This window comes from Bacillus sp. L75 (assembly GCF_003676355.1).
GTDB lineage: Bacteria > Bacillota > Bacilli > Bacillales > Bacillaceae > Bacillus > Bacillus velezensis.
The window spans coordinates 311,370-331,953 of record NZ_ML064902.1 but is presented as its reverse complement, the minus strand read 5'-3'; the positions used below and the strand labels follow the sequence as shown (position 1 = coordinate 331,953).

23 protein-coding genes are annotated in these 20,584 nt (G+C 46.2%); all 23 read left to right on the top strand.

Annotated elements, in window-relative coordinates:
• Positions 1-9 precede the first annotated feature (9 nt).
• The 23 genes from fliG to cheA are packed head-to-tail and all read left to right on the top strand — an operon-like array spanning position 10 to position 20,583.
• A complete protein-coding gene (fliG, locus tag D5S11_RS04880) occupies positions 10-1,026 on the top strand; it encodes a flagellar motor switch protein FliG (RefSeq protein WP_003154256.1) in 1,017 nt (338 codons plus the stop codon).
• Entirely contained in the window at positions 1,019-1,774 is a 756-nt protein-coding gene (fliH, locus tag D5S11_RS04875; protein ID WP_032866059.1) for a flagellar assembly protein FliH, read from the top strand. The genes fliG and fliH overlap by 8 nt, the downstream gene beginning before the upstream one ends.
• Positions 1,771-3,087, top strand: coding sequence for a flagellar protein export ATPase FliI (fliI, locus tag D5S11_RS04870; RefSeq protein ID WP_032866058.1), 1,317 nt, complete (start codon positions 1,771-1,773; stop codon positions 3,085-3,087). The genes fliH and fliI overlap by 4 nt, the downstream gene beginning before the upstream one ends.
• Before the next feature lie 5 nt (positions 3,088-3,092).
• Positions 3,093-3,536: a flagellar export protein FliJ gene (gene fliJ / locus D5S11_RS04865; RefSeq protein WP_003154253.1), complete on the top strand. Its 444-nt coding sequence runs from the start codon at positions 3,093-3,095 to the stop codon at positions 3,534-3,536.
• Between the two features lie 11 nt (positions 3,537-3,547).
• On the top strand, positions 3,548-4,162 hold the full coding sequence (locus D5S11_RS04860; protein WP_032866057.1) for a MotE family protein: 615 nt from the start codon (positions 3,548-3,550) through the stop codon (positions 4,160-4,162).
• Between the two features lie 6 nt (positions 4,163-4,168).
• The gene (locus D5S11_RS04855) at positions 4,169-5,512 is read left to right on the top strand and encodes a flagellar hook-length control protein FliK (protein ID WP_032866056.1); all 1,344 of its coding nucleotides are present in this window, start codon (positions 4,169-4,171) and stop codon (positions 5,510-5,512) included.
• Complete coding sequence (gene flgD, locus D5S11_RS04850) at positions 5,513-5,953, top strand: flagellar hook assembly protein FlgD (protein WP_015239855.1); 441 nt, start codon at positions 5,513-5,515, stop codon at positions 5,951-5,953.
• 24 nt (positions 5,954-5,977) lie between these two features.
• Positions 5,978-6,754, top strand: coding sequence for a flagellar basal body rod protein FlgG (gene flgG, locus D5S11_RS04845; RefSeq protein ID WP_108724974.1), 777 nt, complete (start codon positions 5,978-5,980; stop codon positions 6,752-6,754).
• Positions 6,755-6,793: 39 nt separating this feature from the next.
• Positions 6,794-7,009, top strand: a complete 216-nt coding sequence (gene swrD / locus D5S11_RS04840) for a swarming motility protein SwrD (protein WP_003154243.1) — start codon at positions 6,794-6,796, stop codon at positions 7,007-7,009.
• A complete protein-coding gene (fliL, locus tag D5S11_RS04835) occupies positions 7,006-7,425 on the top strand; it encodes a flagellar basal body-associated protein FliL (RefSeq protein WP_032871479.1) in 420 nt (139 codons plus the stop codon). The genes swrD and fliL overlap by 4 nt, the downstream gene beginning before the upstream one ends.
• Positions 7,426-7,458: 33 nt before the next feature.
• Complete coding sequence (gene fliM, locus D5S11_RS04830) at positions 7,459-8,457, top strand: flagellar motor switch protein FliM (protein ID WP_003154240.1); 999 nt, start codon at positions 7,459-7,461, stop codon at positions 8,455-8,457.
• Entirely contained in the window at positions 8,447-9,583 is a 1,137-nt protein-coding gene (gene fliY, locus D5S11_RS04825) for a flagellar motor switch phosphatase FliY (RefSeq protein WP_025284727.1), read from the top strand. The genes fliM and fliY overlap by 11 nt, the downstream gene beginning before the upstream one ends.
• A 26-nt stretch (positions 9,584-9,609) precedes the next feature.
• Positions 9,610-9,972: a chemotaxis protein CheY gene (cheY, locus tag D5S11_RS04820; RefSeq protein WP_003154238.1), complete on the top strand. Its 363-nt coding sequence runs from the start codon at positions 9,610-9,612 to the stop codon at positions 9,970-9,972.
• 14 nt (positions 9,973-9,986) lie between these two features.
• The gene (fliZ, locus tag D5S11_RS04815) at positions 9,987-10,640 is read left to right on the top strand and encodes a flagella biosynthesis regulatory protein FliZ (RefSeq protein ID WP_020955822.1); all 654 of its coding nucleotides are present in this window, start codon (positions 9,987-9,989) and stop codon (positions 10,638-10,640) included.
• A complete protein-coding gene (fliP, locus tag D5S11_RS04810) occupies positions 10,633-11,298 on the top strand; it encodes a flagellar type III secretion system pore protein FliP (protein ID WP_007409786.1) in 666 nt (221 codons plus the stop codon). The genes fliZ and fliP overlap by 8 nt, the downstream gene beginning before the upstream one ends.
• Positions 11,299-11,312: 14 nt before the next feature.
• Positions 11,313-11,582: a flagellar biosynthesis protein FliQ gene (gene fliQ / locus D5S11_RS04805; RefSeq protein WP_003154234.1), complete on the top strand. Its 270-nt coding sequence runs from the start codon at positions 11,313-11,315 to the stop codon at positions 11,580-11,582.
• A 6-nt stretch (positions 11,583-11,588) separates the two neighbouring features.
• On the top strand, positions 11,589-12,368 hold the full coding sequence (gene fliR / locus D5S11_RS04800; protein ID WP_012117557.1) for a flagellar biosynthetic protein FliR: 780 nt from the start codon (positions 11,589-11,591) through the stop codon (positions 12,366-12,368).
• Positions 12,368-13,447, top strand: a complete 1,080-nt coding sequence (gene flhB / locus D5S11_RS04795) for a flagellar biosynthesis protein FlhB (protein WP_007409787.1) — start codon at positions 12,368-12,370, stop codon at positions 13,445-13,447. The genes fliR and flhB overlap by 1 nt, the downstream gene beginning before the upstream one ends.
• A gap of 33 nt (positions 13,448-13,480) precedes the next feature.
• Entirely contained in the window at positions 13,481-15,514 is a 2,034-nt protein-coding gene (gene flhA, locus D5S11_RS04790) for a flagellar biosynthesis protein FlhA (protein WP_007409788.1), read from the top strand.
• On the top strand, positions 15,514-16,605 hold the full coding sequence (gene flhF, locus D5S11_RS04785) for a flagellar biosynthesis GTPase FlhF (RefSeq protein WP_015417475.1): 1,092 nt from the start codon (positions 15,514-15,516) through the stop codon (positions 16,603-16,605). Before flhA ends, flhF begins: the two co-directional genes overlap by 1 nt.
• Positions 16,602-17,495: a MinD/ParA family protein gene (locus tag D5S11_RS04780; RefSeq protein ID WP_108724973.1), complete on the top strand. Its 894-nt coding sequence runs from the start codon at positions 16,602-16,604 to the stop codon at positions 17,493-17,495. The genes flhF and D5S11_RS04780 overlap by 4 nt, the downstream gene beginning before the upstream one ends.
• Positions 17,492-18,559, top strand: a complete 1,068-nt coding sequence (locus D5S11_RS04775) for a protein-glutamate methylesterase/protein-glutamine glutaminase (RefSeq protein WP_047935716.1) — start codon at positions 17,492-17,494, stop codon at positions 18,557-18,559. The genes D5S11_RS04780 and D5S11_RS04775 overlap by 4 nt, the downstream gene beginning before the upstream one ends.
• Before the next feature lie 5 nt (positions 18,560-18,564).
• On the top strand, positions 18,565-20,583 hold the full coding sequence (cheA, locus tag D5S11_RS04770) for a chemotaxis protein CheA (RefSeq protein ID WP_047935717.1): 2,019 nt from the start codon (positions 18,565-18,567) through the stop codon (positions 20,581-20,583).
• The last annotated feature ends 1 nt before the right edge of the window (position 20,584 follow it).

Here is a 20,584-nt window from a genome sequence, read left to right as displayed (position 1 = left end):
GAGTGGAAAATGGCGAAACGTGATCAGAACAAGCTTACAGGAAAACAAAAAGCAGCCATCCTCATGATTTCCTTAGGCCTTGATGTATCAGCTTCTGTGTACAAGCATTTGTCTGAAGAAGAAATTGAAAGATTGACACTCGAGATTTCGGGGGTCAGAAGCGTCGATCATCAAAGAAAAGATGAAATCATTGAAGAATTTCATAATATCGCAATCGCTCAGGACTATATTTCACAAGGCGGTTTAAATTACGCCCGCCAAGTGCTTGAAAAAGCGCTCGGAGAAGACAAAGCGGTAAGCATTTTAAACAGGCTCACCTCTTCTTTGCAGGTAAAGCCGTTTGATTTCGCGAGAAAAGCGGAGCCCGAACAGATTTTAAATTTCATTCAGCAGGAACATCCGCAAACGATGGCGCTGATTTTATCCTACCTTGACCCGGTGCAGGCCGGACAGATTTTGTCTGAGCTGAACCCGGACGTTCAGGCTGAGGTGGCAAGAAGGATTGCGGTTATGGACAGAACGTCTCCTGAAATCATAAATGAAGTGGAGCGGGTCCTTGAACAAAAGCTGTCCTCCTCCTTTACGCAGGATTATACGCAGACCGGCGGCATAGAAGCCGTTGTTGAAGTGTTAAACGGCGTAGACAGAGGAACGGAAAAAACGATCCTTGATTCATTGGAAATCCAAGATCCTGAATTGGCGGATGAAATCAAAAAACGGATGTTTGTCTTTGAAGATATTGTCACCCTTGATAACCGTGCGATTCAGCGCGTGATCAGAGATGTTGAAAACGACGACCTCCTGCTTTCATTGAAGGTTGCGAGCGAGGAAGTCAAAGAGATCGTCTTCAGCAATATGTCACAGCGTATGGTTGAAACGTTTAAAGAGGAAATGGAAATTATGGGGCCTGTGCGTTTGCGTGATGTAGAAGAGGCGCAATCAAGAATCGTGGGCGTCGTCCGCAAGCTGGAAGAAGCCGGAGAAATTGTAATCGCGCGAGGCGGAGGAGACGATATTATTGTCTAATATCATTAAACAGCAATCACCATTTTCTCCTGAACAAAAACGGCGCAAGCTTTCCTTGCAGGAAGTCAGGAAATCACATTCCCATCCAGACCGGGAGGAACCCGAAAATCCGGAGGCTCTCATGGCCTTTGCCAAGGCCGAAGCCGACAGGGTGTCTGAAGAAGCGAAAAATCAATTAGAGCACACTCTTCTGCAGATTGAAGAAGAGAAAAACCGCTGGGCGGAAGAAAAACAAAGATTGATAGAAGAAGCAAAGGCAGAAGGATATGAAGAAGGCATGGCATTGGGAAAAGCCGAGGCTCAAGCTGAATACGCTAATCTCATCAGCCGGGCCAATGCCGTTATGGAAATGGCGAGACAGTCAGTCGAGGAAAAACTGGAAAGCGCTGAGGAAGAAATCATTGAGCTTTCCGTTGCGCTCGCTAAAAAAGTATGGCGGCAAAAAAGTGATGATAAAGAGGCTTTCCTTCTGCTGGTCAAACAGGTAGTAGCCGAAGTAAAAGATTATGATGACATCTCCATCTATGTGGACCCTGAATATTATGAGACGGTTCATCAGCATATGGACGAAATTCAGCAGCTGTTATACAAAGAATGCAGATTAAGCTTATATGCCGATGAAAAAGCCGCGAAGGGAACGTGCTCGATAGAAACTCCGTTCGGACGTGTTGATGCAGGCATAGACACCCAGCTGATGCAATTAAAGCAAAAACTTTTAACGGCGCTTGAGGCGGGAGCGGAGCAATGAAGACACAGTATTTAATAGACTCAATTGAAATAGCGGATCCGTACAAGCGCTACGGCAAGGTTAAACGGGTCATCGGGCTGATGATTGAATCAAAAGGGCCCGAAAGCTCAATCGGAGATGTTTGTCTCATTTATCCGAAAGGCCATGCGAGAAAAGCGATTAAAGCTGAGGTTGTAGGCTTCCAAGATGAAAACATTCTGTTAATGCCTTATCTGGAAGCGGCCAGCATCGCGCCGGGCAGCATTGTGGAGGCCACTGGCGAGTCGCTCCGCATCAAAGTAGGCGCGGGTTTAATCGGACAAGTTGTCGACGCGTTCGGCGAACCTCTTGACGGCCGGGCGCTTCCGAAAGGTTTGTCCCCCGTTTCGACGGAACAGCCGCCGCCAAACCCGATGAAACGCCCGCCGATACGGGAAAAGATGGGTGTCGGCGTCAGATCGATTGACAGTCTGCTGACGGTAGGAAAAGGGCAGAGAATCGGGATTTTTGCCGGAAGCGGAGTCGGAAAAAGCACCCTGATGGGAATGATCGCGAAGCAGACTGAAGCTGATTTAAACATTATCGCACTCGTCGGGGAACGGGGGCGCGAGGTGCGTGAATTCATCGAGAAGGATTTAGGTGAAGAAGGCCTGAAACGCTCGATAGTCGTAGTCGCGACCTCTGATCAGCCTGCCTTAATGCGTTTAAAAGCGGCGTATACGGCCACCGCCATTGCAGAGTACTTCCGCGATAAAGGCCGGAATGTGATGTTCATGATGGACTCTGTCACGAGGGTCGCGATGGCTCAGCGGGAAATCGGCCTGGCAGCGGGAGAACCGCCGACAACAAAAGGATATACACCTTCTGTGTTCGCTATTTTGCCCCGTTTGCTGGAAAGAACGGGCGCGAATGAACAAGGAACGATAACCGCTTTTTATACGGTTCTCGTAGACGGAGATGACATGAACGAACCGATTGCCGATACGGTGCGCGGAATATTAGACGGGCATATCGTTCTCGATCGGGCGCTTGCCAACAAAGGGCAGTTCCCGGCCGTGAACATCCTGAAAAGCATCAGCAGGGTCATGTCTAATATTTCAGACACAGCGCATATAGAGGCGGCCAACAAATTCCGCGATCTTCTGTCAACTTATCAAAACTCTGAAGATCTCATTAATATCGGAGCTTACAAAAGAGGATCATCAAGAGAAATTGATGAAGCGATTCAGTTTTATCCGCAGCTTATTCAATTTTTAAAACAAGGAACGGAAGAACCTGCTCAATTGGAAGACAGCATTGCGGCATTGACGAGTCTGACAGGAAAAGAGGAATAAACATCGTGGCATACCAATTCAGATTTCAAAAGCTGCTGGAATTAAAAGAAAATGAAAAAGACCAAACATTGACTGAATACAGACAATCGGTTTCTGAATTTGAGACAGTGGCTGAAAAACTATATGAAAATATGAGCAAAAAAGAATTGCTCGAAAAAGACAAAGAATCAAAGCTTAAATGCGGGATGAGCGTTCAGGAAATGAGACATTATCAGCAATTCGTTTCCAATCTTGAGAACACCATCTATCATTATCAAAAGCTTGTCATCATGAAACGAAATGAAATGAATGAGAAGCAGGAACAGCTCACCGAAAAAAACATTGAAGTAAAGAAATTTGAAAAAATGCGGGAAAAACAATTTAATATGTTCGCACTTGAAGACAAAGCTGCAGAGATGAGGGAAATGGACGACATTTCAATCAAGCAGTTTATGATTCAGGGGCATTAGGAGCGAATGAAATGGCCGATAAAGAAAAGAGATCTGGAAAGTTCGGTTCAATCCTGCTTTTTATCATGATCCCGCTGATTTTTCTGATCATCGTCGCAAGCATCATCCTTTGGGCTGCCGGCGTTGATGTGATGAAGCCGATTCAGGAAACAGCCGCTAAAACGCCTGTTTTAAAAGAATTGGTTCCCGAAACGAAAGAAATGAAAAGCGCGGGGGAAAAGCAGAAGGAAGACAGAACGGCTTCTCTTGAAAAGACCATAAAGGAACAAAAAAGTGAAATTAACATTTTGAATAAAGATTTAGACACAAGCAAGTCCGAAATCGATAATCTGAATCAGAAAATCCGTTCACTGAAACAGGAAGCTGAACAGCAGCAGAAAACGAAGACGGATGAAACGAAAAAAGACGCTGCGGATTCAGCCGGAAAAGATAAAATGATCAACATCTATAAAAGTATGGACAGCGGTAAAGCGGCAAGCATTATCGTAAAGCTGAAAGAAAAAGAAGCCCTCGATATTTTAAACGGATTAAGTAAAAAGCAGCTTGCTGAAATCTTGACGAAAATGACTCCTGAACAAGCGGCTAAATATACAGAAAAACTATCCGCTGACGGAAATAAGGAGTGATGTAAGTTGAAGCTGCTTGAATTAACGGGTAATCGTACGCAGGCTGCACAAAACAGCAATGTGAAGATGAATGTAAACAGCTTAGGTCTATTTCAGAACTGGCTCCTGTCGGAAATCACTTCTCCCCGGCAGCCCGGAGATGAAACCAAAACAAGTGACGCTGAGCTGAATGATGCCCTATCGAAAATCGGTGATTGGCTGAAAGCCGGCCCGGAAGATAAAGAATTGCAGCTAAAACAGCTGCTTGAGGCGGTAAAAGCTCTTGAAGGAAAGCAGACGGCTGAAACAGCTCTTCCTTTATTGAAACAGCTTGCCGAATCTGTTGAAGACATGTTAGCGGGGAAAAAGCATGGGGCGAAGCCTGAAACGGATGAGCCGGATTCTTTCGCAAAAGACGGGGATTCCGTCAAGGATGCGCTTGAGAAGGGTCTGCTTTTCATTCAAGAAGCCGTATCCCAGCTCTTCACATCTCAGCAGGAACTGCCTGACAGCGCGCAGGCAAAGGCGGTTTACCAGGAAGGCGCCCGTTTATTAGAGGCATTGAAAAAACAAGGTGTCCCAGACCGCGTGATTCAAGACCTGCGGCAGACATTTTTTCCGAAAAACGAATCTGCATCTAAACTTTACTCCATGACAGCCGCTGAGCTGAAGAGCTTTCAAAGCGTCGCGGAGCAGCTTGCGGGCCTTTCTCAAAAGGGAACAAAGGAATGGGATATGGCTGAAACTGAGCTGAAAGCTTTTGTGTTATCTCAATCATCTGAATCATCCCAAGAGTCAGCCGGAAAAACAGAACAGCAAAACGGCGGCACGGTTTCTCACGCAAAGGCGCCTGACAGCAAATTGTCTGCACATATACTGTTTTCGGGAACGAGAAGCCTTGCCGGCATTCAGCAAACGTCCGCAGGAGCTGAACAGCAGCCGGCAGAAAATAAACCGTTAACGGATCAGGTCATCAGCGGCTGGAAACAGATGAAATACACGCCTTTCGGGAAAACAACCGGAAGCTTTACGATTCGTCTTAATCCCGAGAACCTCGGATTTGTCACAATTAAGGTGACAAACGAAAACGGGATGTTTCAAAGCAAAATAATCGCATCCAGCCAGTCCGCGAAAGAGCTGCTGGAACAGCATCTTCCTCAGCTGAAACAGTCGCTTCCGAATATGTCGGTCCAGGTCGACCGTTTTACAGTCCCGCTTCAAAGCGGGGATCAGCAGCCTGTTTACGGGCAGACGGCCGATCACAATAAACAGCAGCATCAGGGACAGAGAGAGCAGAAGAACCAGCAGCAGTCAGGCGATTTCGGAGATATGCTGGAGGAGCTTTCTCTCAATGAAATGGAGGAAGAATAGTTGACATCAGTAAACTCGGATTATGCCGCGGCGGGCGCTTCAACCACTTCAAGCGCGAAGAGCACCGCCGCAGTAAACAGCAGCACGAATTTAGGGAAAGACGAATTTCTGAAGATCTTAATGACACAGGTTCAAAACCAGGACCCGCTCAATCCGGTTGATGACAAAGAATTTATCAGCCAGATGGCGACATTTTCTTCATTGGAGCAAATGATGAATATGAATACGACGATGACTAAATTTGTAGAAAATCAAGATCCGTTTACGATGTATGTGAACTGGATCGGCAAAAATGTCACATTCAGCGACAGCGACGGGAAGGATCAGACAAGCCCAGTCAATTCAGTCAAGCATTCAAACGGCAATTACGTGCTCGTGCTTGAAAATGGCAAAGAGGTCAGTCCGTGGAATGTCACGGCCGTCAGCGAAACATCTAAATAATAAGAAACTCAGGGGGAATTTAACATGTTACGTTCATTATATTCCGGTATCAGCGGCATGAAAAACTTTCAGACAAAACTAGATGTAATCGGCAATAACATCGCCAACGTCAACACAGTGGGATTTAAGAAAAGCCGCGTTACATTTAAAGATATGATCAGCCAGACAGTCGCCGGCGGTTCAAACGTGACCAATTCAAAACAAATCGGCTTGGGTGCCGCGACTTCTTCCATTGATGTTGTTCATTCAACCGGCGCCCCGCAGGCTACACAGAATAAAACCGACCTAGCCATTGACGGAGACGGCTACTTTCAGATTAATACAGGTGCGGGAATTGTTTACACACGTGCGGGGAATTTCGGAAAGGACAATCAAGGGAACCTTGTTACGACTGACGGATACTATCTTGAAAAAATCGGCGGCGGCAAAATCAATATTCCGACTGATGCGAAAGATTACAGCATCGGTGCAGACGGAACCGTTACATACACTGATGCAGGGGATGAGGTTCATGATGCCGGACAAATCGGTCTGGTCACGTTCCCTAACAGCGCCGGTCTGGAAAAAATCGGAGGCAACTTTTACAGAGAATCATTAAGTTCAGGAGCTGCAAGCGCAGTCACCACTCCGGGCGAAAACGGAACAGGTAAGCTTTTGGCAGGCTATCTTGAAATGTCAAACGTAGATCTGACAGATGAATTTACCGAAATGATCGTTGCTCAGCGCGGTTTCCAATCAAACTCAAAAATCATTACGACTTCAGATGAAATCCTTCAGGAGCTGGTTAATCTGAAACGGTAAGGAGGGAGGAGAGGCGGTTAGGCCGCTTCTCCGGATTGCATGATTCAAGTCACCCGTTTAAACGGCCAGCCTTTTACGCTGAACGCGCTGTTTATCGAACAGATTGAGTGCTTCCCCGACACGACGATTACACTGTCCAACGGCAAAAAGTTCGTAGTGAAAGAACCGGAAGAAGCAGTTCTCAAAAAAGTCATATCGTTTTACCATAGTATACAAATATTTTCACTGGATCAGGGAATAGAGGAAGAAGAATGAAGAAAAAATTAGTCATCATTTTGCTGATTATTTTAATTGTCATCGCCGGCCTCGGAACGGCAGCATATTTTGTCGTCAGCGGAAATTCCGGCAAAGATAAAAAGCCGACAATTGACGAAGTCGTTGCAGCCACTGTGTCTGTCGACGATATTACGACAAACTTAAAGTCTGACAGCATCATCCGTATCGGCATCAAGCTTGAAACCGACTCGGCTAAAGCGAAGGAAGAACTTGAAAAACGCGATTTTCAGGTGAAAGACAACATCATTTCCATTTTAGCCGGCACAAGCGCCGGAGAGATTGAGGGAGATAAAGGAAGAGAAGCGTTTAAACAATCATTAAAAGAGAAAGTAAACAGCTATCTCCAAGAAGGAAAAGTTCAGAAAGTGTACATTACCTCCTTTAATCTGCAATAAAAACAAATTTGACAGAATACGGAGGTGAAGAAAATGTCAGGAGAAGTTCTCTCCCAAAATGAAATAGACGCACTGCTTTCCGCCATTTCCACGGGTGAGGCGGATGCGGAAGAGCTGAAAAAGGAAGTTAAAGAGAAAAAAGTAAAGGTATATGATTTTAAACGGGCTCTCAGATTCTCGAAAGATCAGATACGCAGTTTAACCCGGATACATGATAACTTTGCGAGGCTTCTCACAACACACTTTTCCGCCAAGCTCAGAACGTATATTCATATATCCGTCAGCTCAGTTGACCAGGTGCCGTATGAAGAATTTATCCGTTCCATACCGAACATGACGATTTTAAATTTATTCGATGTTCATCCGATGGAAGGCAGAATCATGATGGAGGTTAATCCCACCATCGCATACGCAATGCTTGACCGCGTCATGGGAGGCATCGGCATCACTCATAACAAAGCTGACAGCCTTACGGAAATTGAAACGAATATTATTTCTAACTTATTTGAAAATGCACTGGGCAACTACAAAGAAGCGTGGCAATCGATTGCTGATATTGACCCTGAAATGACTGAATTTGAAGTGAATCCTCAGTTTGTACAGATGGTTTCCCCAAATGAAACAGTCGTTGTCATTTCTCTCAATACGCAGATAGGTGAAATCAGCGGTGTCATTAATCTTTGTATTCCCCATGTCGTACTTGAGCCGATTATCCCTAAGCTTTCCGTACATTATTGGATGCAATCAGACCGGAATGAAGCGAAGCCCGAAGAAACGAAGTTGCTTGAAAAGCGCATCATGACGGCTCAAATTCCCGTTGTGGCTCTCTTGGGCGCTTCTGAACTGACAATAGAAGAATTTTTAAGTTTGGAAGTCGGGGACTGTATAACTCTGGACAAATCAGTGACTGATCCTCTTACTGTATTGGTCGGAAACAAACCGAAGTTTTTAGGGCAGGCCGGCCGGGTGAATCGAAGACAGGCAGTGCAAATTTTAGATCACGACATAAGAGGTGAACAAGATGAACAATAGATTATCTCAAGATGAAATCGATGCTCTTCTTAACGGCACAAGCAGTCAGTCAGAGGATACAGAACAGCCTCAAGGGGCGAACTTGTCTGAACTTGAGCGCGATGCGATCGGAGAAATCGGGAATATTTCGTTCGGCAGCTCGGCTACGGCGCTGTCCACTCTTTTAAATCAAAAAGTGGACATTACGACGCCGAGTGTGACCGTCATTTCAAAAAGCAAAATCAGTGATGAATTTCCTCATCCGTATGTTGCCATTGAAGTGAACTACACAGAAGGCTTTGACGGCAGCAATTTGCTCGTCGTCGAACAAAGCGACGCGGCCATCATCGCGGATTTGATGATCGGCGGGGACGGCCGGGGCGCCGATCCGTCACTCGGTGAAATCCACCTGAGCGCCGTGCAGGAAGCAATGAATCAAATGATGGGCTCGGCTGCTACGTCAATGTCGACCGTGTTCAGTAAAAAGATTGACATTTCTCCGCCAAGGGTTGAACTTCTGGATGTGACGGAAGAAAAAGGGACCGACAGAATACCTGAGGATGACCTGCTCGTAAAAGTGTCATTCCGTCTGAAAGTCGGCGAATTAATCGATTCGAGCATCATGCAGCTTTATCCGATTACGTTTGCGAAAGATCTGATCGCAGACCTGATGACTGCAGACCAGCATGAGTCAGAGGCCGCAGAAACCGTATCAGAACCACAGGAAACATACGAAACGCCGCAGCCGGAACCTGCCATGCAGCCGGAGCCGCAGGCAAAACCCGAGCTTCCGAAGAGACAGGGAACCGCAAAAAAAGCTGCTCCTGTTCAAGTCGCTCCGGTAGAATTCCAGGCATTTGATCATAACGAAGCGGCGCAAGGATCAAGGAATAACCTTGATATGCTGATGGATATTCCGCTTTCCGTTACGGTTGAGCTCGGCAGAACGAAGAGAAGCGTCAAAGAAATCCTTGAACTTTCTGCGGGAAGCATTATTGAGCTTGACAAGCTGGCTGGTGAACCTGTTGACATCCTGGTCAACCAGCGGATCGTAGCAAAGGGCGAGGTCGTTGTCATAGAAGAAAACTTCGGCGTGAGAGTCACTGATATTTTAAGTCAGGCAGACCGCCTTAACAATTTAAAATAAGCGAACATAGAGGAGAGAAACAGATTATGGCACACAGAATTTTAATTGTAGACGATGCAGCATTTATGAGAATGATGATCAAGGATATTTTAGTGAAGAACGGTTTTGACGTTGTAGCTGAAGCTTCAGACGGAGCGCAGGCAGTCGAAAAATTCAAAGAGCATTCCCCCGACCTTGTGACAATGGATATTACAATGCCTGAAATGGACGGGATTACAGCTTTAAAGGAAATTAAACAAATCGATCCGCAGGCGAAAATCATCATGTGTTCGGCTATGGGCCAGCAGTCAATGGTTATTGACGCGATTCAAGCCGGTGCAAAAGACTTTATCGTGAAACCGTTCCAAGCGGACCGCGTGCTTGAAGCTATTAATAAAACATTAAGCTAAAGGGTGTACGACTGTTGAAAAAGAGTCATGGTTTACTAGCTTTGATTTGTTGTTTCGTTTTACTCAATGTACATCCGTTCCCTGCTTTTGCGGCGGAGTCTGACAATTCCACCGTCAACGAATGGTTTGACAAACAATCAACAAACAAAACAGAGAAAAAAAGCGATACATCGAAACAAACGGCTGATCAAGAGATAGGGGATGCTTCTGCATCTTCTGTCTCCGCTTTTGATTTTGTAAAGATGATTGGGGCGTTATTATTCGTCATTCTGCTGATCTATGGATTTGTCAAACTGATGAATAGAAGAAACCGTCTGCTGAAGCCGTTTCAATATGTAGAAAATATCGGCGGAACGTCAGTCGGCCAAAACCGTTCCGTGCAGCTGATTAAAGTGGGAAACAGTGTTCTCGTAGTCGGTGTGGGCGAAACGATACAGCTTTTAAAAGAAATTGAAGATGAAAAAGAGCGCGAGGCGATTCTGAGCCAATACGAAGAGTCGATGTCTTCAAAAGTGGAATGGACCAAGCTCGTAAATCGGCGTAAGGATGGAGAAAAAAAGCCGCAAACGATGCTTCCGTCGTTTTCAAAAGCGCTGAAAGAACAGCTGAACGAGCTGAAACAAAGCCGTTCTGAAGGAAAGAAGAAAGGCCCTTATCATCATGAATGAATTTATTAATCTTTTTAATTCAAGCAGTCCGACCGAAGTCAGCTCCACTGTTAAATTACTGCTGCTTTTGACTGTCTTTTCAGTAGCGCCGGGGATTCTGATTTTGATGACCTGCTTTACGAGAATCGTCATCGTCCTGTCTTTTGTAAGAACCTCACTGGCGACGCAGAACATGCCTCCCAACCAGGTTTTAATCGGCCTTGCGCTGTTTTTGACGTTTTTTATTATGGCGCCGACTTTTTCAGAGATTAATAAGGAAGCCTTAACGCCGCTGATGGACAATAAAATCAGTCTCGATGAAGCATATACAAAAGCCGAGAAGCCGATTAAAGAGTATATGAGCAAGCATACAAGGCAGAAGGATCTGGCGCTGTTTATGAACTATGCCAAAATGAAAAAACCTGAATCGATTCAGGATATTCCTTTGACGACGATGGTGCCCGCTTATGCGATATCAGAACTCAAAACCGCTTTTCAAATGGGCTTTATGATTTTTATTCCGTTTTTAATTATCGATATGGTCGTGGCGAGCGTCTTAATGTCAATGGGAATGATGATGCTACCGCCGGTTATGATCTCTCTGCCCTTTAAAATATTGCTTTTCGTTTTGGTCGATGGATGGTATTTAATCGTGAAATCTTTGCTTGACAGCTTTTAGGGTAGGTGCTAATTGTGAGTTCAGAATTTGTAATTTCCATGGCGGAAAAAGCCGTATATGTAACACTAATGATCAGCGGGCCGCTGCTTGCGATCGCGCTGATTGTCGGTTTGCTCGTCAGTATCTTTCAAGCGACAACTCAAATCCAGGAACAGACGCTTGCGTTCATTCCGAAAATCGTGGCGGTGATGCTTGGACTGATCTTTTTCGGTCCTTGGATGCTGTCGACGATTCTTTCGTTCACAACTGATCTGTTTTCTCATCTGAACCGATTTGCAGGGTAGAATCAAATGAATTCCATCATTGATTTATTTCCCGCTTTTTTATTGGTCTTTATCAGAATCTCTGCTTTTTTTGTAACGGTGCCGGTGTTCGGACATCGGAATCTGCCGGCGGTTCACCGAATCGGCTTTGCTTTTTTTCTTTCGGTGATCTGCTTCAGCACGCTGAAACATGCGCCGGAAATAGAAATAGGGGAACAGTATATGCTGCTTGTCATAAAAGAGGCCGTTGTGGGCTTGAGCCTCGGGCTGATCGCTTTCATGATGATGACAGCCATTCAGATAGCAGGTTCCTTTATTGATTTTCAGATGGGCTTTTCCATCGCCAATGTCATTGATCCGCAATCAGGAACGCAAAGCCCGCTGATCGGACAATTCGTTTATACGCTGGCGCTGTTATTTATGCTCAGCATAAACGCCCATTATCTTTTATTGGACGGGATTTATTACAGCTTTCAGTATATCCCGCTTGATCAGGCATTTCCGTCGTTTGGAAATGATCACTTTGGACTTTTTATCGCAAAAAGCTTCAATGCCATGTTTATTATTGCTTTTCAAATGTCTGCGCCGGTTGTGGCCAGTCTGTTTTTAGTTGATTTGGCGCTCGGTATCGTGGCGAGAACGGTGCCGCAGCTGAATGTTTTCGTTGTCGGGCTTCCTCTGAAAATAGCCGTGAGCTTTATTATGCTGATCGTTTGTATGGCGGTGATGTTTGTCGTTGTCCGCAACATCTTCAGCCTTACCGTTGAAACCATGCGGAATCTATTGGCATTGGTCGGTGTGACATGATGAGGCTCAGACTGAATCTGCAATTCTTTGCCGGTGAAAAAACGGAGAAAGCCACGCCGAAAAAACGGAAGGATACAAGAAAGAAAGGACAGGTCGCGAAAAGTACGGATGTGAATACAGCCGTTTCTTTACTGATTATCTTTCTTTCGCTGATCGCGCTCGGTCCTTATATGCGGGACAGGCTGCTGTCCTTTATTAAAACGTTTTATACGAAATCGATATCTTTACATCTGTCAGCATCTGCCGTGCATGAACTGTTCGTGGATACGGTGAAAGATATCAGCCTCATTCTCGCGCCGATTATGCTGGTCGCGCTTGTGGCGGGTGTCGTGAGCAATTACATGCAGGTGGGTTTTCTGTTTTCTGCGGAAGTCCTCAAGCCTGACTTGAATAAGCTCAGCCCGCTGAAAGGATTTAAGCGGATTTACAGCATGAGGGCGATTGTTGAACTGGTCAAATCCATTTTGAAGATTACTGTGGTCGGTTTTGCCGCCTTTATGGTGCTCTGGCTGCATTATGGCGATATTCTCCGCCTTCCGCTTTTGACTCCTGCGGAAGTGCTCACTTTCGTTTCCAAGCTCACTCTTTGGATGGGGCTTGCGGGATCAGGGGCTTTAATGCTGCTGGCCGGGCTTGATTACTTATATCAGCGTTTTGATTATGAGAAAAATATCAGAATGTCAAAACAGGATATAAAAGATGAATACAAAAAATCGGAGGGTGATCCGATTATCAAGTCCAAGATTAAGCAGAAGCAGCGGGAAATGGCGATGAGGCGGATGATGCAGGAAGTACCGAAAGCGGATGTCATCATTACCAACCCGACCCATTATGCGATAGCTTTAAAATATGATGAAAAGAAAATGGACGCTCCTTACATTGTTGCCAAAGGGGTCGACCATCTCGCATTAAAAATCAGGCAGATCGCCAAAGAACACGATGTCATGACGATTGAAAACAGGCCGCTCGCGCGTGCGTTATATGATCAGGTTGACATTGACCAGGCCGTGCCGGAAGAGTTTTTCAAAGTCATTGCGGAAATTTTGGCTTATGTATATAAAACGAAACAAAAAGTATAGTGAATTTCAGATTCAAAAGGAGAGAAAAACAGCATGTCAACAAGAGATTTATCGGTTTTAATAAGTGTTGTCCTCATTGTGGCAATGCTGGTGATTCCATTCCCTCCATGGTTGTTAAGTATTTTGATCATCATTAATATCTCTCTTGCGTTGATCGTGCTTCTCACCACAATGAATATGCAAGAACCGCTGCAATTCTCGATATTCCCGTCATTGCTGCTGTTATTGACGCTGTTTCGGCTTTCGCTCAATGTGTCGACGACACGTTCGATTCTTTCTCACGGAGAAGGGGGAAAGGTTGTTGAGACATTCGGGAATTTCGTTGTCGGCGGAAATGTGCTGGTAGGGCTTGTTGTCTTCATTATCTTGATTATTATTCAGTTTATCGTCATTACAAAAGGCGCCGAGCGGGTATCGGAAGTGGCGGCGAGATTTACGCTCGATGCGATGCCCGGAAAGCAAATGAGTATTGACGCGGATTTAAATGCCGGCATGATTACGGAGCAGGATGCAAAGCACAGACGTGAAAAAGTCGCCCGGGAAGCGGATTTTTACGGCGCCATGGACGGTGCGAGCAAATTCGTCAAAGGGGATGCCATCGCGGGTATCATCATCGTGATGATCAATATTATTTTCGGAATCGTAATCGGCATGCTGCAGCAGGGGATGAGCATACAAGAAGCTGCGTCTCACTTTACAATGCTGACGGTCGGTGACGGTATCGTTTCTCAAATGCCGGCCTTGCTCATTTCAACGGCTACGGGGATCGTCGTGACGAGAGCGGCATCTGAAGGAAACCTCGGTCATGATATTACAGGCCAGCTGTTTGCTTATCCGAAGCTCTTGTATGTAGCCGCGGGAACTGTACTTTTGCTCGGTCTTCTTACACCGATCGGCATTCTGCTGACGGGGCCGATCGCCGGTCTGCTTGCATTCGGCGCTTACATGCTGTCCAAAGCGGATAAGCCGAGCGAAGAAGAGGAAGAAATTCTTGAAGAAGAGGCTCAGGCGGATGAACTGAAAAGCCCGGAAAGCGTTGTGCAGCTTTTACATATTGATCCGATTGAATTTGAGTTCGGATACGGACTCGTGCCGCTTGCAGACGCGGGGCAGGGCGGTGATCTTCTTGACCGCATCGTCATGATCAGACGTCAGCTTGCGCTTGAATTGGGACTTGTCATTCCGGTTGTGCGCATCAGAGATAACATCGCGCTCCAGCCGAATGAATACAGATTGAAAATTAAAGGCAATGAAGTCGCTAAAGGAGAGCTCCTGCTGGATCATTACTTAGCGATGTCACCGACGCCTGAAGATGACGTCATTGAAGGAATTGAAACGATTGAACCGTCGTTCGGACTTCCCGCAAAATGGATCAGCGAAGCTGCAAAAGATGAAGCGGACATGCTGGGGTATACAGTTGTTGATCCGGCATCAGTCGTATCTACGCATATTACAGAAAAAATTAAGCAGCACGCCCATGAACTGGTCGGCAGACAGGAAACCAAGCAGCTGATCGATCATCTGAAGGAAAATTATCCTGTGCTTGTTGAGGAAGTCACGCCAAACCCTCTTTCTGTCGGCGATATTCAAAAGGTGCTTGCCAAATTGCTGAGAGAAAAAGTTTCAATCAGAAACTTGGTGACCATTTTTGAAACTCTTGCCGATTACGGAAGATTAACGACAGATTCAGACCTTTTGACAGAATACGCTAGACAGTCGCTTGCCAAACAAATCACGGCACAATATGCGAGAGAGCATGAAACGCTGAAGGTCATCACATGCTCAGGCCGGGTGGAAAAAGCGATTGCAGACGGGGTACAGCAGACTGAACAGGGCAATTACCTGTCACTCGACCCTGAGGTTTCAGACAGCATCATCCGTTCTGTCGCTAAAGAGGCCGAGCAGCTTTCCATCCGCCAGGAGTCGGCGATTCTTCTTTGCTCGCCTGCTGTCAGAATGTATGTAAAACAGCTGTTAGAACGGTATTTCCCTGATCTTCCGGTTCTTTCTTATAATGAGCTGGAAGCAAATGTTGAAGTACAGAGCATTGGAGTGGTGGATATTTAATGAAAATAAAAAAATTTACAGCCGCTTCAATGCAGGATGCCGCGAAGCAAATCAAAAAGGAACTCGGCAATGATGCCGTTATTTTACATTCCAAACAAGTAAAGAAAAGAAAATGGCTGGGGCTGCGGTCGCAGCAGGCCGTCGAAGTGATAGCGGTTTTAGATCGTGACGTCAGGGAAGCGAGAAAAACGCCGCCGGCTGCCGCTGAAGAAATGAAAAAGACCAAAACGGCGGAGAAAGCTGAGCCTGTTCAGCCGCCGCGTCTTCCGGATCAAAGTATTTCCGGCGAACTGGCGCATTTTAAAGAAGTGCTCCCTGAACCATTAAAAAAAGCCGAGAGACTATTGAAGCAAGCCGGGCTTCCTGATCATACGCAAAACGCCGTACTCAGTGAATTGCTCCGTTCTTCAATTGTTTCCGGAGATTTAACTGAAGATAATGTCAGCTCAAAACTGCAGGATTTGTTAGTGAAAAAGCTCCCTTCGGCAGACAGGTGGCAGGAAGGGATTCAATCAAAATACGTCGTGCTTTTCGGTTCAACCGGGGCCGGCAAAACGACTACACTTGCGAAACTCGCGGCCTCATCAATGCTGACAGAGCATAAAAAAATTGCCTTTATGACGACGGATACTTACCGGATTGCCGCGGTCGAGCAGCTGAAGACATATGCGGAGCTGCTTCAGGCTCCTCTTGAAGTATGCTATTCAAAGGAAGAATGTCTGAAGGCACTGGAAAAATTCGCTGAATATGACCATGTTTTCATTGATACAGCCGGTAGAAACTTTAAAGAAGAGCAGTATATTACGGAATTACAAGAGATGATTCCGTTTGAATCAGGCTTACAATCCTTTCTCGTATTATCCGCATCTGCAAAATATGAAGATATGAAACAGGTGCTGAAACAGTTTTCAGGTGTGCCGGTCAATCAATTCATTTTCACGAAAACGGATGAAACCGCCTCACTCGGCTCCGTGTTTCAAGTGCTGTCGGAATCAAGAATCGGCGCCGCCTATTTGACAAATGGACAGGATGTGCCTGAAGACATCCTATCGGCTTCACCAAAAGAGTTTGTAAGGATGCTTTTGACATGAAACCCGATCAGGCAGAGTCATTAAGAAGGAAAATGAGAGAGCGGCAAATGATCAAGCCGGAGCTTTATGAGAAAAAAGCGAAGACATTAGCCGTCATCAGCGGTAAAGGCGGCGTCGGAAAATCTAATTTAACATTAAACATGGCAGTTGCCCTGCAGGAAAAAGGAAAAAAAGCACTCATCATTGATCTTGACATCGGAATGGGCAACATTGATGTGCTGATCGGCGCTGCTTCTTCCCGCACCATTATTGATGTGATGGAGAATCGGCACGCATTGGCGCAATCACTGTCCTCCGGTCCGAAAGGCCTTCGCTACATATCCGGAGGAACGGGGCTTGAGGCGATCTATCAAGCAGACGGAGAGAAGTGGTCGGCTTTTATGAATGGTCTTTCCGCTGTATTAAGCGATTTTGATTACGTTCTGTTTGATATGGGAGCGGGACTTTCAAAAGAACAGCTGCCGTTTATTTTATCGGCGGAAGACATTCTCGCCGTGACAACGCCTGAGCCGACGGCCATTATGGATGCCTACAGCGCGATCAAACATCTCTTGCTCGCGGATGAACGGCTGACCGTAAACATTGCCGTCAATCGCGCCCGCGCCCAAAAACAGGCGCTGGACACGTACAACCGCCTTTCTCATGCGATTCACATGTTTTTAGGCGCGGAGGTGCGTTTCGCCGGCTCCATACCCGATGACCCGTTAGTAAGTCAAGCCGTCATTGACCAGGTGCCTTTTTTAATAAAAAGTCCTCAAGCAAAAGCCAGCAGGTCCGTCCGTCTTCTGACGGATGTCTTGTTTCAAACGGAAGAAAACAAACCAAGAGAAGAGAAACCGGCATTTATTGAGAGATTATCTTCTTTTTTATTGAGGAGGACTTTACAGTGATTCGTGTGCTTGTCGTTGATGACTCAGCTTTTATGAGAAAGATGATTACCGATTTTCTGGCTGCGGAAGTGCAGATAGAAGTCATCGGGACAGCCAGAAACGGGGAAGAGGCGCTGAAGAAAATAGAGCTTCTCAAACCGGATGTTGTCACGCTTGATATTGAAATGCCGGTCATGAACGGAACGGATACATTGCGGAAGATCATCAGCATATATAAACTTCCCGTCATCATGGTATCGAGCCAGACACAGCAAGGGAAGGACCGAACGATCAACTGCCTGGAAATGGGCGCTTTTGATTTTATCACCAAGCCTTCCGGAGCAATTTCACTTGATCTTTATAAAATTAAAGAGCAGCTGATTGAGAGGGTGATTGCAGCCGGGCTGTCCCGCGCACAAAAACCTGAGGCGGCAGTGAAAGAGTCTTCTATCCCGGAACGTCCGGCTTTGGCGGGATTTGAAAGACCGAAAGTAAGATCCGCCAAGCAGGCCGTATTCATCGCGACCTCTACAGGCGGACCGCGGGCTCTGCAAAAGGTGATTCCGAAACTGCCGAAGGATTTAAAGGCGCCTGTATTTGTCGTTCAGCACATGCCTGAAGGCTTCACCGCTTCACTTGCAGACAGACTCAACCATTTGTCAGATATTCAGGTCAAAGAAGCGGAAAACGGTGAAGAAGCGAAAGACGGATGGGTGTACATCGCGCCCGGCGGAAAAAATATGACGGTTGCAGAGGAAGGCGGAAGGCTCCGCATCATTCTTGACGTTCATGATACGGAAAGCCGGCATAAACCGTCAGCCGATTATTTGTTTCGGTCGGCAAGCCGCTTATCCGATTACGAAAAGGTAGCCGTCATTATGACAGGCATGGGCAGCGACGGAACCGAGGGCGTAAAAGAAATGCTTAGAACAGGCAGCGTTAAAACGATTGCGGAATCGGACGAATCCTGTGTTGTGTTCGGAATGCCGAAGTCAGCGATAAAGGCGGGCCTCATTCATGAGATTAAACATGTGGAAGATATCGCGGCATCCATTACCGGATGTGTGAAAAAAGAGAGGGTGTGAATCAATTGGATATGAATCAATATTTAGATGTCTTTATTGATGAAAGTAAAGAGCACTTACAGACATGTAACGAAAAGCTGCTGCTGTTGGAAAAAGATCCGGCAGACCTTCAGCTTGTGCATGACATCTTCAGAGCTGCCCATACGCTGAAAGGCATGAGCGCAACGATGGGGTATACAGATCTGGCGCATTTAACCCACCTGATGGAAAATGTGCTGGACGCCATCCGCAACGGAGAAATGCCCGTTACATCAGATTGGCTGGATGTGCTGTTTGAAGCGCTTGATCATCTTGAAGAGATGGTGCAGTCCATTATTGACGGAGGAGACGGCAAACGTGATATTTCTGAAGTGAGTGCGAAGCTCGACGTAAATGCGGTGCATGAGACTGCGGCTTCAGCCGAAACAGCAGAACCGCCGGCTTCAAAACAACAGGCTTCAACTGAATGGGATTATGACGAGTTCGAACGGACTGTTATTGAAGAGGCGGAAGAGCAAGGATTCAGCCGCTATGAAATAACGGTTTCCCTGAATGAAAGCTGCATGCTCAAAGCCGTGCGCGTGTACATGATATTTGAAAAGCTGAATGAAGCCGGGGAAGTCGCAAAAACGATACCCGCCGCGGAAGTGCTTGAGACGGAAGATTTCGGAACGGATTTTCAGGTGTGTTTCTTGACAAAGCAGCCTGCTGAAGAAATTAAAGAACTCATCAGCGGCATTTCAGAAGTGGAGAATGTCGAAATTTCTGCCGGTGCGCCGTTAAAAACGGCCGAAAAACCGCAAGCGGCTGAACCGGTGAAGGAAGCTCCGGTTAAAAAGGCTGAGAAACAGCCTAAGCCGCAAGCGAAAACGGAAGAACAGCCGAAGCATCACAGCGGCTCGAAAACGATTCGCGTCAACATTGAAAGACTGGATTCTTCAATGAACCTTTTTGAAGAACTTGTCATTGACCGCGGACGTCTTGAGCAGATCGCCAAAGAGCTTGACCACAATGAGCTGACTGAAACCGTTGAACGCCTGACCAGAATCTCGGGCGACCTTCAGTCTATTATTCTTAATATGCGGATGGTGCCGGTAGAAACCGTCTTTAACCGTTTCCCGAGAATGATCCGCCAGCTTCAAAAGGAATTAAACAAGAAAATCGAATTGTCCATCATCGGAGCTGAAACGGAGCTGGACCGCACGGTGATTGATGAAATCGGCGATCCGCTTGTTCATTTAATCAGAAACAGCATCGATCACGGCATTGAATCGCCTGAAGTGCGGGTGAATAAAGGAAAACCGGAATCAGGTCATGTCGTGCTTAAGGCATATCACAGCGGCAACCACGTCTTTATTGAGGTTGAAGATGACGGGGCCGGCCTGAACAGAAAGAAAATTCTTGAAAAAGCGCTCGAGCGGAGTGTAATCACCGAACGTGATGCTGAAACGCTTGAAGATAATGAGATTTACGAGCTTATTTTTGCTCCGGGCTTCTCGACTGCCGATCAAATTTCTGACATTTCAGGGCGGGGCGTCGGCCTGGATGTCGTAAAAAATAAACTCGAATCACTCGGCGGCTCTGTCAGTGTCAAATCCGCGGAAGGCCAAGGTTCTCTTTTCAGTATCCAGCTTCCGCTGACACTTTCAATTATATCCGTTCTTCTCATTAAACTGGAAGAAGAGACGTTTGCGATACCGATTTCTTCTATTATAGAGACGGCTGTTATTGATAAGAAAGATATCCTGCAGACGCATGACAGAGAAGTGATTGATTTCAGAGGCCAAATCGTTCCGATCGTCTATCTGAAAAAAGAATTCGGCATTACGGATTCAAAACAGGATGCCGATCAGTTCCATGTAATCGTCGTGAAAAAGGGCGATAAATCCACTGCTTTTGTCGTGGATTCTTTTATCGGACAGCAGGAAGTCGTACTGAAATCACTCGGCGACTATTTGACGAACGTCTTTGCGATTTCCGGCGCTACGATTCTCGGAAACGGAGAAGTGGCGCTGATTATTGATTGCAATGCGCTGATCTACTAAA

What these genes read in the sequence shown, in the direction of transcription:
- fliG (WP_003154256.1), top strand. Translation starts at nt 10, where the DNA reads ATGGCGAAACGTGATCAGAACAAGCTTACAGGAAAACAAAAAGCAGCC.
- fliI (WP_032866058.1), top strand. Translation starts at nt 1,771, where the DNA reads ATGAAGACACAGTATTTAATAGACTCAATTGAAATAGCGGATCCGTAC.
- D5S11_RS04860 (WP_032866057.1), top strand. Translation starts at nt 3,548, where the DNA reads ATGGCCGATAAAGAAAAGAGATCTGGAAAGTTCGGTTCAATCCTGCTT.
- flgG (WP_108724974.1), top strand. Translation starts at nt 5,978, where the DNA reads ATGTTACGTTCATTATATTCCGGTATCAGCGGCATGAAAAACTTTCAG.
- swrD (WP_003154243.1), top strand. Translation starts at nt 6,794, where the DNA reads ATGATTCAAGTCACCCGTTTAAACGGCCAGCCTTTTACGCTGAACGCG.
- fliL (WP_032871479.1), top strand. Translation starts at nt 7,006, where the DNA reads ATGAAGAAAAAATTAGTCATCATTTTGCTGATTATTTTAATTGTCATC.
- fliM (WP_003154240.1), top strand. Translation starts at nt 7,459, where the DNA reads ATGTCAGGAGAAGTTCTCTCCCAAAATGAAATAGACGCACTGCTTTCC.
- fliY (WP_025284727.1), top strand. Translation starts at nt 8,447, where the DNA reads ATGAACAATAGATTATCTCAAGATGAAATCGATGCTCTTCTTAACGGC.
- cheY (WP_003154238.1), top strand. Translation starts at nt 9,610, where the DNA reads ATGGCACACAGAATTTTAATTGTAGACGATGCAGCATTTATGAGAATG.
- fliP (WP_007409786.1), top strand. Translation starts at nt 10,633, where the DNA reads ATGAATGAATTTATTAATCTTTTTAATTCAAGCAGTCCGACCGAAGTC.
- fliR (WP_012117557.1), top strand. Translation starts at nt 11,589, where the DNA reads ATGAATTCCATCATTGATTTATTTCCCGCTTTTTTATTGGTCTTTATC.
- flhB (WP_007409787.1), top strand. Translation starts at nt 12,368, where the DNA reads ATGAGGCTCAGACTGAATCTGCAATTCTTTGCCGGTGAAAAAACGGAG.
- flhA (WP_007409788.1), top strand. Translation starts at nt 13,481, where the DNA reads ATGTCAACAAGAGATTTATCGGTTTTAATAAGTGTTGTCCTCATTGTG.
- flhF (WP_015417475.1), top strand. Translation starts at nt 15,514, where the DNA reads ATGAAAATAAAAAAATTTACAGCCGCTTCAATGCAGGATGCCGCGAAG.
- D5S11_RS04780 (WP_108724973.1), top strand. Translation starts at nt 16,602, where the DNA reads ATGAAACCCGATCAGGCAGAGTCATTAAGAAGGAAAATGAGAGAGCGG.